Below are 13,646 nucleotides of genomic sequence, written 5' to 3' on the forward strand. Positions count from 1 at the left end.
TCAGGACAGCCCGAGTTCGTTGTCCAGCATCTCGAAGACCTCGCTGTCGCTCGCCGCATCGAAATCGAACTCGTCGTCGGCCTTCTTCTCATCCGTGTCACCGTGCAGGGCGCCCCATTTGCTGCGCAGCACCTCCAGGCGCCCCGCCACCCGCTCGTGCAGGACCGGATCGACCGCCGCCTGCGCGAAGACGTGCTCCAGACGGTCCAGCTCGGCCAGGATCGACTCCGGCCCGGCAGCCTCCGGGACCAGCTGCCGGCGAATGTGGTCGGCCAGCGCATCCGGTGTCGGGTAGTCGAAGACCAGGGTGGCGGGCAGCCGGAGGCCGGTGGCGGCGTTGAGACGGTTGCGCAGTTCGACGGCGGTGAGCGAGTCGAAGCCCAGGGTCTTGAACTCTCGGGACGGCTCGATGGCGTCGGCCCGCGCATGGCCCAGCACCTCGGCGGCCCGCGCACAGACCAGTCCGCGGACGGCTTCCGCCCTTTCGGTGTCGCTCAGGCCGGTGAGCCGCTGGGCCAGCGAGGCCGGCGTGTCCACGCCGGCTCCGGCTCCGGCCGCTCGCCTGGGCCGAGTCCTGATCAGGCCGCGCAGTACGGAGGGGACCTCGCCCTGGGCGCGCCAGGCGGGGAGGTCCAGCCGGACGGGGACGACGGCCGCCAGCCCGGTCGCCAGGGCCGCGTCGAAGAGCCCCATCCCTTCCTCGATCGACAGCGGAGGCATACCCGACCGCGCGAAACGTGCCAGGTCCGCCTCGGTCAGCTTGCCGGTCATCCCTTCGGTCCGGGTCCAGGGACCCCAGGCGAGCGACACCGCGGGCAGACCTGCCGCGCGCCGGTGTTCGGCCAGCGCGTCGAGGAAGGCGTTGCCCGCCGCGTAGTTGGCCTGTCCCGCGGCGCCGAACACGCCCGCCACCGACGAGTAGAGGACAAACGCCGTCAGGTCCAGATCACGCGTCGCCTCGTGCAGCGCCCATGCCGCGTCGGCCTTGGGCCGCAACACGGTGGCCACACGCTCCGGTGACAAGGACTCCAGCACGCCGTCGTCCAACACCCCCGCCGTATGCACCACCGCCCGCACCGGGCGGTCCGGCGCCACCGTCGCCAGCATGTCCGCCACGGCGTCGCGGTCCGCGACGTCGCAGGCCACCACGCGGGCGTCCGCCCCGTACCCGGCGAGCTCCGCGACGAGTTCGCCGGCACCGTCGGCGTCCGGGCCGCTCCGGCCGGCCAGCATCAGATTCCGGACGCCATGCTCCGTCACCAGATGGCGGGCCACTTCGCGCCCCAGCCCGCCCATACCGCCGGTGACCAGCACCGTACCCTCGGGATCCCAGACCACGGGCGGGGTGTGCGGTTCCGCCGCGGCGGTGGACGCACGCACCAGCCGTGGGACGGTGACCGTGCCGGCGCGGACATCGGACTGCGGCTCGCCCGAGGCGACGGCCTGTCGCAGCGCGGCCACGGAGGCATCCGTGTCGTCGAGGTTCACCAGGCCGAATCGGCCGGGGTGCTCCGTCTGCGCCGAGCGGACCAGGCCCCATACGGACGCGGCGGCCAGGTCGTCGCCCGTCGTCGCGCCGCGGGTGACGAACACCAGGCGCGAGTCGGCCGCGTCCTCGTCCGCGAGCCACGACTGGGCCAGGCACAGGGCCCAGGACACCACCCGGTGTGCCGAGCGCACGGGGTCCTCGGCGGTACTGTCCTCGACCGGGACCAGCACGGCCTCCGGTACGCCGCCGCCCGTCGGCGGCGATGTGACCGCGGCCAACTCGGCACGCACCTCCACCGGTGCCCCGGCGGCCCGCAGGGCTTCGGCCAGCCAGGAGTGCCGGTCCCCCAGCACCACGGCGGTGGCGGCGGCGGCCGTGGCGGCGGCCTCGGCTGCGGCGACGGCGCCAGTGGGCGACGGCGTCCAGTCCACCCGGAACAGCGCGTCCGCGCCGCCCGTGTCCGCCGCACCGAGCTGGTCGGCGGACACCGTCCGCACGACGAGGGAGTCGATGGAGCCGACCGGGCCGCCGGCCGCATCGGCCAGCGTGATCGACATGGCATTGTCGCCGGCCGGGGACAGTCGGACACGCAGCGCCGAGGCGCCGGACGCGAAGAGGGAGACACCCTCCCAGCTGAAGGGCAGGCTCGCCTTGGCGTCCGTACCGGCCACCCCGTCCCCGTCATCCCCGCCCGCCTTGTCGAGCCCCGCGAGGAGGGCGGTGTGCAAGGCGGCGTCGAGCAGTGCCGGGTGGAGTCCGTAAGTTGCGGCGTCGGCCTCGCCCCGTTCGGGGAGGGCGACTTCCGCGAAGAGTTCATCGCCGCGCCGCCAGGCGGCCCGCAGCCCCTGGAACAGCGGCCCGTAGTCGAAACCGATCTCCGCGAAGCGGTCATAACAACCGCTCAGTTCGATGTGCTGGGCACCCTCCGGCGGCCACACCGCCATCGGTTCCGTCCGCGCCGCCTGCTCACTCACCGCCAGCACTCCGCTGGCGTGCAGGGTCCACTCCTGTGCCATGCCTTCCGGCCGGGAGTGGACGCTGACGGGGCGACGGCCGGTGTCATCGGCCTCGCGAACGGCTAGCTGGAGCTGTACGGCGCCCTGTTCGGGCAACACGAGCGGCGCCGCCAGCGTCAGCTCCTCCACCCGGTCACAGCCGACCTCGTCCGCGGCCCGGAGTGCCAGTTCCAGCAGCGCCGTGCCCGGCACCACCACCCGGCCCATCACCACATGATCGGCAAGCCACGCATGTGAACCCGCCGACAGGCGGCTGGTGAACAACGCTCGCTGACTGTCGGCCAGCTCGACGGACGCTCCGAGCAGCGGGTGGTCCGCCACGCCCAGGCCCGCCGCGCGCACATCGCCGGCCCGGTTCAACAAACCCGCCGGCCAGAACCGCCGGCGCTGGAAGGCGTACGTGGGGAGATCCACCCGGCGGGCCCCCGGGAACAGGGCCGCCCAGTCCACCGCCGCGCCGTGCACGAACATCCGCGCCATCGCCGTCAGAGCGGACCGCTCCTCCCCCCGGTCCTTGCGCAGCACCGGCACCAGCAGGGGCTCCTCGGTGAGGCTTTCGGCTGCCAGGGCCGACAGCGCCCCGTCCGGTCCGAGCTCGAGGTACCTGCGTACGCCCGCCTCGTTCAACACCGTGATGGCATCGGCGAACCGTACCGTCGCCCGCACATGCTCGACCCAGTAGTCGGCGGAGCACAAATCCGTGCCCTTGGCGGGCTCACCCGTCAGTGTGGACACCACCGGAATCGCCGGGGGCAAGTAGGTAAGACCCTCGGCCACGGTACGGAAGTCGTCCAGCATCGGGGCCATCAGCGGGGAGTGGAACGCATGCGACACCCGCAACCGGCTCGTCTTCCGACCCTCCGCGGCGAACCGTTCCGCGATCTCCAGCACCTGCCGCTCCGCCCCGGACACCACCACCGAACCAGGGCCGTTGACTGCCGCGACGGACACCTCGTTGGAGAGCAGCGGCACTACCTCGTCCTCGCCGGCCTGCACCGCCACCATGGCCCCGCCCTCCGGCAACCCCTGCATCAGCCTTCCTCGCGCCAGAACCAACGCGCACGCATCCCGAAGAGACACGACGCCGGCCACATGCGCCGCCGCGATCTCCCCGACCGAATGCCCCACCAGGTAGTCCGGGGCAATCCCCCAGGACTCCAGCAGCCGGAACAACGCCACCTCGATCGCAAACAAGGCGGGCTGGGTGAACTCGGTACGGTTCAGCGCCCCCTCATCGTCGCCCCAGACCACATCCCCCAACGCCACGTCCAGCGCCGACACCACCTCGTCCCACGCCTCGGCGAACACCGGGAAGCGCTCATGCAGCTCACGCCCCATCCCCAACCGCTGCGCCCCCTGCCCCGCGAACAGGAACGCCGTCCTCCCACCATCAGCCACCGCCCCCTCGACCACTCCCGCATCGGACTCGCCTGAAGCCAGCGCCGACACACCCCGCACCACGCTCTCCTGGCCCTCCCCCAGCACCACAGCCCGGTACTCAAACGCCGACCGGCCCGCCGCCAGCGACAGACCCACATCCCGCGGCCCCAGCTCAGCGCCTGCCGTCACGTGCGACAGCAGCTGTCCGGCCTGAGCACGCAACGCGGCCTCCGACGGACCGGACACCACCCACGGCACCACGCCGGTGCCCTCAGAGGACACCTCAGGCACACTGTTCAGCGCATCAGAGGGATCCGGCTGCTCGACGATCAGATGGGCGTTGGTGCCGCTGATGCCGAACGAGGACACGCCCGCCCGGCGCACCCGGTCCGTCGACGGCCACTCCACCGCCTGAGTGAGCAGCTCGACCGCTCCCGCCTCCCAGTCCACCTCGGACGACGGCGCGTCCACGTGCAGCGTCTGCGGCAGCACCCCGTGCCGCATCGCCATCACCATCTTGATCACACCCGCCACACCCGCCGCTGCCTGCGTATGGCCAATGTTCGACTTCACCGACCCCAACAGCAGCGGACGATCCCCGTCCCGGTCACGGCCGTACGTCGCCAGCAGCGCCTGCGCCTCAATCGGGTCGCCAAGCCTTGTGCCCGTTCCGTGCGCCTCCACCGCGTCCACGTCCACCGCGGACAGGCCCGCGCTCGCCAGCGCCTGCCGGATCACCCGCTGCTGCGAAGGACCGTTCGGCGCGGTCAGGCCGTTGGACGCACCGTCCTGGTTCACCGCCGAACCCCGCACCACAGCCAGCACCTCATGTCCGTTCCGCCGCGCATCCGACAACCGCTCCAACACCACCACACCCACACCCTCGGACCAGCCCACACCATCAGCCGCATCCGAAAACGCCTTGCACCGACCATCCGGCGACAATCCCCGCTGCCGCGAAAACTCCACAAACGCGGCAGGCGTCGACATCACCGTCACACCCCCCGCCAACGCCAACGAACACTCACCCGACCGCAACGCCTGCCCCGCCAGATGCATCGCCACCAAAGACGACGAACATGCCGTGTCGACCGTGAGCGCCGGGCCCTCGAAACCCAGGGTGTAGGACACGCGGCCCGATGCCATGCTCCCCGCGCTGCCGTTCCCCTGATAGCCCTCGAACTCGCCACCATCGAGCAGATCGGCGTAGTCGTTGTACATCACCCCGGCGAACACACCCGTCCGACTGCCCCGCAGCGACACCGGATCGATCCCGGCCCGCTCGAACGCCTCCCACGACGCCTCCAGCAGCAGGCGTTGCTGCGCATCCGTCGCCATGGCCTCACGTGGACTCAGCCCGAAGAACGCCGCATCGAACTCCCCAGCATCATGCAGGAACCCACCCTGCCGCGTGTAGGAAGTGCCCAGGTGGTCCGGGTCCGGGTCGTACAACCCCTCCACATCCCAGCCCCGGTCGGTCGGGAAGCCCGACACCACGTCCGCCCCCTCGACCGCCACCCGCCACAGATCCTCCGGAGAACGCACCCCACCCGGATAACGGCAGGCCATCCCCACGACCACCACTGGATCATCGGATGCCGCGGGGACGCTGTGCGTCGGTGCCGAGTCCTCGGTTTCGGCTCCGAACAGTTCGTCGAGGAGGTGATCGGCGAGCGTGGTGGGCCTGGGGTAGTCGAAGACGAGGGTGGCGGGCAGCCGGAGCCCGGTCGCGGCGTTGAGGCGGTTCCGCAGCTCCACGGCCGTCAACGAGTCGAAGCCCAGATCCTGGAACGACCGAGCGGCCTCGACGGAGTCAACTCCGGCGTGGCCCAGGACGAGCGCCACCTGACCGCGCACCAGGCGCAGCAGGGCGTCACGCCGCTCTTCCCGATGGGTCAGCGTGCTCAGTCGCTGGATGAGCGATGCGGCTGCCCCCGAGCCGGTGACGGCGGCACGGCGGGCCTTGGCCCGGACGAGTCCGCGCAGCAGCGAGGGGATGTCGTCCTGAGTGCGCAGCGCGGGCAGGTCGAGCCGGACGGGCACAACGGCGGCCTCGCCGCTCGCCAGGGCCGCGTCGAACAGCGCCAATCCCTGTTCGGCCGACAACGCACGCATGCCCGAGCGCGCCATCCGCCTCGTGTCGGCCTCGCTCAGCGCACTGGTCATCCCCCCGGTCGGCTCCCAGGGGCCCCAGGCCAGCGACACCGCCCACAGCCCGGCGTCCCGGCGGTGTCCGGCCAGAGCGTCCAGGAAGGCGTTGCCCGCCGCGTAGTTCGCCTGTCCCGCGGCGCCGAACACGCCTGCCACCGAGGAGAAGAGGGCGAAGACGGAGAGATCCATGTCCCGGGTCAGCTCATGCAGATGCCAGGCCGCGTCCACCTTCGGCCGCAGTACGGCCTCCAACCGCTCGGGCGACAGCGACTCCACCACTCCGTCGTCTAGCACACCTGCCGTATGGACGACCCCGCGCAGCGGATGCGCCTCGGGCACCCCGGCCAACACCTGTGCGAGCTGGTCGCGGTCGGCGGTGTCGCATGCTTCCAAGGTGACATCCGCGCCGTGAGCCGTCAGCTCCGAGAGGAGTTCCCCGGCGCCGTCGGCCGTCGGGCCGCCGCGGCTGACCAGCACCAGATGGCGTATGCCGCACTCGAACACCAGGTGGCGGGCCACCAGCCGGCCCAGTCCTCCCGTGCCCCCGGTGATGAGTACGGTGCCGTCGCTGTCCCACGCGAGGGCCGACCCGCCGGGTGCGGGGACGCGGGCGAGCCGGCCCGCCCGGATCGCGCCGTCGCGTACGGCCAGTTGCGGCTCCGCGGAGGCGAGGGCCTCCAGCAACAGCGATCCCGGTGTCCTCTCGCCGTCGACGGCACGGTCGTCGGTGGCGGGGTCTGGTGTCGAGTCAAGGTCGAGGTCGAGGTCGATCAGGCCGAAGCGGCCGGGGTGCTCGGTCTGGGCCGAGCGCACCAGGCCCCACGCCGACGCGGCCGCGAGGTCGTCGGCGGTCGTCGCGCCACGAGTGACGAACACCAGCCGGGAATCCACCCACCGTTCCTCAGCCAGCCAGGTCCGGAGGCGTTCCAGCACGCTGGTCGTCGTGGTCCGGACGCGTTCCACCACGGGCGGCCCGGAGTCGGCGCCGACCACGGGCACGGGCACGGGCACGGGCACGGGCACCAGGACGATGCCCGGTGCCATGTCCCCCGACGCGGCCGCCAGGGAGGCGAGGTCGGCGTGCGATTCCACCGTCGCGCCGCCCTCCTCGATCAGAGCGGCCAGACCCAGCGGGTCCGGGCCGATCACCGCGATACGTTCGTCGACGGCGGCCGCCGCAGGGGTCGGCGCCCAGTCCAGGCGGAACATCGCTGTACGCGCCACGTCCGGGACGCCGTCGCCGCCCTCCCCATGCTCGGCCGGGAGCTCGGCCACCACCAGGGAGTCCACGGTGGCCACCGGGGCACCGGACGGATCGGCGAGCGCGATCGACAAGGCGCCGTCCGCGGTGCGCGACAACCTCACCCGTAGCGAGGCGGCGCCCACGGCCCGCAGCGAGACTCCCGACCAGGAGAACGGCACGGCACTCGAGTCCGTGTCGGGGCCGGCCAGGACGGCCACGTGCAGGGCGGCGTCGAGGAGTGCGGGGTGCAGCCCGTAGGCGGCCGCGTCGGTTCCCATGCGCTCCGGCAGTTCCACCTCGGCGAAGAGCTCGTCGCCCGACTGCCAGGCGGCGCGCAGGCCTTGGAACACCGGGCCGTAGCCGAAGCCCTCGGCCGCTCGGCGCTCGTAGAAGCCATCCAGATCCAGCGCCACCGCCCCGGCCGGTGGCCACACCCCCGCTTCCGGGGCGGCATCGTCGGGTTCCGCGTCGGACGGCGTCGCGGTGGAAGTGGCGAGGGTGCCGGTGGCGTGCCGCAACCACGGCGTGTCCTCCGCCCCCTCGGGCCGGGAGTGGACGCTGACCGGGCGGCGGCCCGTCTCATCCGGCTCACCGATGGTCAGCTGGAGCTGTGTGGCGCCCTGTTCGGCGAGCACCAGCGGTGCCGCCAGGGTGAGCTCCTCCACCCGGTCGCAACCGACCTGGTCACCCGCCCGGAGCGCCAGTTCCACCAGCGCCGTCCCCGATACCACCAACCGGCCCATCACGCGGTGGTCGGCCAGCCACGGGTGCGACCGCACCGACAGAAGGCTCGTGAACAGATGTCCTCCGGCGCCCGCGAGCTCGACGGCGGCGCCCAGGAGCGGGTGGTCCGTCGTCCCGAGGCCCGCCGCGCGCACATCACCGGTGTGGCTCGCCGTGCCTGTCGGCCAGAACCTCTCGCGCTGGAAGGCGTAGGTGGGCAGGGCCACTCGCCGTGCGCCCGCGAACAGTGCGGACCAGTCCACCTCCACACCGTTGACGTGCAGCCGGGCCAGGGCGGTCAGGGCCGACCGCTCCTCCCCCCGGTCCTTGCGCAACACCGGCACCAGCACCGACTCCTCCGGCGCCGACTCCCGCGCCAGGGCGGAGAGCACCCCGTCCGGCCCGAGCTCCACAAACACGGTGGTGCCTTCGTCGGCCAAGGTCCGTATCCCGTCCGCGAACCGCACGGCCTGACGGACGTGATCCACCCAGTAGTCGGCGGAGCACAGCTGCTCCTCCGTCGCAAGGCCGCCCGTCAGGTTGGAGACCAAAGGAATCGCCGGGGGCCGGTAGGAAAGGGCTTCGGCCACGGTACGGAACTCGTCCAGCATCGGATCCATCATCGGGGAATGGAACGCATGCGACACCCGCAACCGACTCGTCTTCCGACCCTCCGCGGCAAACCGCTCCGCGATCTCCAACACCTGCCGCTCCGCCCCGGACACCACCACCGAACCAGGACCGTTGACCGCGGCAATCGACACCTCATCGGAAAGCAGCGGCACCACCTCATCCTCACCCGCCTGCACCGCCACCATCGCCCCACCCTCAGGCAACCCCTCCATCAACCGACCCCGCGCCACCACCAACGCACACGCATCCGCCAGCGAAAACACCCCCGCCACATACGCAGCAGCAATCTCCCCAACCGAATGCCCCACCAGATAATCCGGAACAACCCCCCAAGACTCCAGCAGCCGGAACAACGCCACCTCAACCGCAAACAACGCGGGCTGGGTGAACTCGGTACGGTTCAGCGCCCCTTCGTCCTCGCCCCAGACCACATCCCCCAACGCCACGTCCAGCTCCGCCACCGCTTCGTCCCACGCTTCGGCGAACACCGGGAAGCGCTCGTACAGTTCGCGGCCCATCCCCAACCGCTGCGCCCCCTGCCCCGCGAACAGGAACGCCGTCCTCCCCCCATCGGCCACCGCCCCCTCGACCACACTCCCGTCGGCCTCACCCGCGGCCAAGGCCGCCACACCCCGTAGCAGGCTCTCCTGGTCCTCCCCCAGTACCACCGCCCGCTGGTCGAACGCCGACCGGCCTGCCACCAGCGACAGACCCACATCCCGCAACTCCAGCTCGGCGCCTGCCGTCACGTGCGACAGCAGCTGCCTCGCCTGAGCACGCAACGCCGCCTCCGACGCGCCCGACACCACCCACGGCACCAGACCGGTGCCCTCAGAGGAGACCTCGGGCACACGACCCACCGCATCAGAAAGATCCGGCTGCTCGACAATCAGGTGGGCGTTCGTGCCGCTGATCCCGAAGGACGAGACGCCGGCGCGGCGCACCCGGTCCGTCGATGGCCACCCCACCGCCTGAGTGAGCAGCTCGACCGCTCCCGCCTCCCAGTCCACCTCGGACGACGGCGCGTCCACATGCAGCGTCTGCGGCAGCACCCCATGCCGCATCGCCATCACCATCTTGATCACACCCGCAACACCCGCCGCCGCCTGCGTATGGCCAATGTTCGACTTCACCGACCCCAACAGCAGCGGACCATCCCCGTCCCGGTCACGGCCGTACGTCGCCAGCAGCGCCTGCGCCTCAATCGGGTCGCCCAGCCTCGTCCCCGTACCGTGCCCCTCCACCACATCCACATCCGAAACCGACAGTCCACCACTCGCCAGCGCCTGCCTGATCACCCGCTGCTGCGACGGACCGTTCGGCGCGGTCAGACCGTTCGACGCACCGTCCTGATTCACCGCCGAACCCCGCACCACAGCCAGCACCTCATGACCGTTCCGCCGCGCATCCGACAACCGCTCCAACACCACCACACCCACACCCTCGGACCAGCCCACACCATCAGCCGCATCCGAAAACGCCTTGCACCGACCATCCCCCGACAACCCCCGCTGCCGCGAAAACTCCACAAAGGCGGTAGGAGTCGACATCACCGTGACTCCGCCGGCGAGCGCGAGCGAGCACTCCCCCGCCCGCAACGCCTGCCCCGCCAGATGCATCGCCACCAGCGAGGACGAACACGCCGTATCCACGGTCACCGCCGGGCCCTCGAGGCCCAGGGTGTACGACACCCGACCCGAGGCCACGCTCCCCGCGCTGCCGCTGGTCTGATAGCCCTCGAACTCCGGACCCCGCAGCAGGGTGCCGTAGTCGTGGTACATCACCCCGGCGAACACACCAGTCCGACTGCCCCGCAACGACACCGGATCAATCCCAGCCCGCTCGAACGCCTCCCACGACGCCTCCAGCAACAACCGCTGCTGCACATCCGTCGCCAACGCCTCACGCGGACTCAGCCCGAAGAACGCCGCATCGAACTCCCCAGCATCATGGAGGAACCCACCCTCACGCGTGTAGGAAGTGCCGAGATGGTCCGGGTCCGGGTCGTACAACCCCTCCACATCCCAGCCCCGGTCGGTCGGGAAGCCCGACACCACATCCGCCCCCTCGACCACCACCCGCCACAGATCCTCCGGAGAACGCACCCCACCCGGATAACGGCAGGCCATCCCCACGACCACCACCGGGTCATCGGACACGACCGGCAGTGCCTGCTCGGGGACCGACCCGTCGGTCCGAGTACCGAACAGCTCGCCGTGCAGGTAGTCGGACAGCGCGACGACCGTCGGGTAGTCGAAGACCAGAGTGGCGGGCAGCCGGAGCCCGGTGGCGGTGTTCAGACGGTTGCGCAGGTCCACCGCCGTCAGCGAGTCGAAGCCCAGTTCCTGGAAGGAGCGGGAGACACCGACCTCGCCGGAGCCCGTGTGCCCCAGCACCAGCGCGACCTGGCCGCGTACCAGGTCGACCAGCGCCTCGCGCCGGTCGGCGTCGGTCCGACCGCCGAGGCGCTGGACGAGGGTGGCGGCTTCGCCCGAGGTCGGCAGGGCATTGCGGCGGGCGCGGGTCCGGATCAGAGAGCGCAGCAGCGGCGGGACCTCTCCACGCGCACGCAGCGCGGACAGGTCGAGCCGGACGGGGACGACGGCGGCCTCGCCGCTCGCCAGCGCCGCGTCGAACAGCGCCACGCCTTCTTCGGCGGACAACGGCGGCGTACCCGCACGCGCCATGCGCTCCATGTCCGCGTCGGTCAAGCCACTGGTCATTCCGCCCGTCCGGGACCACGGGCCCCAGGCCAGCGACACCGCCGGAAGCCCGGCCGCACGTCGATGCTCCGCCAATGCGTCCAGGAACGCGTTGGCCGCGGCGTAGTTCGCCTGTCCTGCCGAGCCGAACGTGCCCGCCACCGAGGAGAACGTCACGAAGGCCGTCAGATCCAGCGCGCGGGTCGCCTCGTGCAGCGCCCACGCCGCGTCGACCTTGGGCCGCGCCACCTTGGCAAGCCGCTCCGGCGTCAGCGACTCGAGTACGCCGTCGTCCAGGACGCCCGCCGTGTGGAGCACGGCCCGCACCGGTCGGTCCGGCGGCACGTCTTCCAGCAGGGCCGCCACCGCAGCGCGATCCGACGCATCACACGTCACTACGCGCACATCGGCGCCATGCCCGGTCAGTTCCGCGACGAGTTCGGCCGCCCCGGCGGCCGTGCCGCCGCTGCGGCTGGCCAACAGCAGATGGCGGACGCCGTGCTCGGCGACCAGGTGCCGGGCCAGCACACCGCCCAGTCCCCCCGTGCCACCCGTGATCAGTACCGTGGCCTCGGGGTCCCACTCCACGGCCGTGGCCATATCCGTGTCCGTATCCGGGTCGACGGCAGGGGTACGCACCAGGCGGCCCGCCAGGACGGCGCCGCCCCGGACGGCCGTCTGCGGCTCGTCCGCCCCAAGGGCCTCGGCCACCGCGGTGGCGGACAGCTGCCCGCCGTCGAGGTCCACCAGGGCGAACCGGTCCGGGTGCTCCGTCTGCGCCACTCGGACCAGGCCCCATACGGACGCGGCCGCGAGGTCCTCTCCCGTGGTCGCGCCGCGCGTCACGAACACCAGACGGGACGACGCCCACCGGTCGTCCGCCAGCCACGCCTTCAGTACGCCCAGAATCCTGGACGCCACCTCGTGCGTGGAGCCCACCACATCGCCCTCGCCCTCGGACCCGGTCACCGGCATCAGCACCACGGCCGGCGGTGCGTTGTCCGCGGCCGCGAGGGCGGCGAGGTCCTCACAACCGACGACGGCCAGCCCGGTCGCCCGCAGTCCCTCGACGAGTCCGCCGTCATCGCGCCCGACGACGGCCACGGAGGCGGGTGGCACGACCGAGGCGTGCACCGGTGTCCAGTCGAGGCGGAAGAGCGAATCCGCCGCGGGCCCGCCGCCTCCGCCGGTCAGTTCGGCCGACATCGCGCGCAGGGCGAGCGACTCCACCGAAAGAACCGGGCGCCCGGACGGATCGGTGGCCTCCAGGGACAGGGTGTCCGCACCGGCCGACGACAGCCGCACCCGTAGCGCGGACGCTCCCGCCCCGTACAGACGCGCTCCCGACCACGAGAAGGGCAGCACACCGGACTGGAGCCCAGTCCCCGCCCAGGTGGCCGCGTGCAGCGCGGAGTCGAGCAGTGCGGGGTGCAGTCCGAAGGCAGCGGCGTCCGCATCGGGATCGTCCGGCAGCGCCACCTCGGCGAAGACGTCGGCACCGCGCCGCCAGGCGGCCCGCAGGCCCTGGAACAGCGGCCCGTAGTCGAAACCGAGCTCGGCGAAGCGCTCGTAGCAACCGGTCAGGTCCACCCGCTCGGCACCCTCCGGCGGCCACACCGGCCAGGTCGGCCCGCCGCTCGAGTGGCCCGACGGCCCGGCCACCGACAGCACCCCGTCGGCGTGCAGCACCCACTCGTCCGACCGGCCCTCCGGCCGGGAGTACACGCTCACCGGGCGACGGCCCGCCTCGTCCGGCTCGCCGACAGCCAGCTGCACCTGCACAGCGCCCTGCTCCGGCAGCACGAGCGGCCCCGCCAGCGTGAGCTCCTCCACCCGGTCGCAACCGACCTCATCGCCCGCCCGGACCGCCAACTCCAACAAGGCGGTGCCCGGAACCAGCACTCGCCCCGACACCCTGTGATCGGCCAGCCACTCATGCGACCGCTGCGGCAGCGACAGCCGTCCGGTGAACAGCCGCCCTTCGGAACCCGCCAACTCCACGGCGCCGTTGAGCAGCGGATGCTCCGCCGCGGTGAGGCCGAACGCCACGGCATCTCCGACCGACGGTGCCGTGCGCGGCCAGAACCACCGGCGCTGGAAGGCGTAAGTGGGCAGCTCCACCCGCCGGGCGCCCGCGTACAAGGACGCCCAGTCGGCCTCCACGCCGTCGACGTACAACTGCGCCAGCGCGGTGGCCACCGCGCTCTCCTCGCCCCGGTCCTTGCGCAGCGCCGACACCAGCACCGCGCCGTCCGACGCTGTCTCGGCCGCCAGCGCCGTCAGCGCGGAGTCCGGTCCGACCTCGAGGA

General features: G+C 72.0%; 1 protein-coding gene (running past one end of the window). It reads right to left on the reverse strand.

Going from position 1 to position 13,646, the window contains the following annotated elements; translation table 11 throughout:
- Nucleotides 1-13,646, reverse strand: the final stretch of a protein-coding gene (locus ABTY62_RS32030; RefSeq protein ID WP_352132929.1) for an SDR family NAD(P)-dependent oxidoreductase. Its footprint extends 16,042 nt past the window's final position; the window shows 13,646 of its 29,688 coding nt (coding positions 16,043-29,688); the start codon falls outside the window, past its right edge; it ends in the stop codon at nucleotides 1-3.

It is taken from the genome of Streptomyces sp. NPDC097640 (assembly GCF_040302705.1).
Taxonomy (GTDB): domain Bacteria; phylum Actinomycetota; class Actinomycetes; order Streptomycetales; family Streptomycetaceae; genus Streptomyces.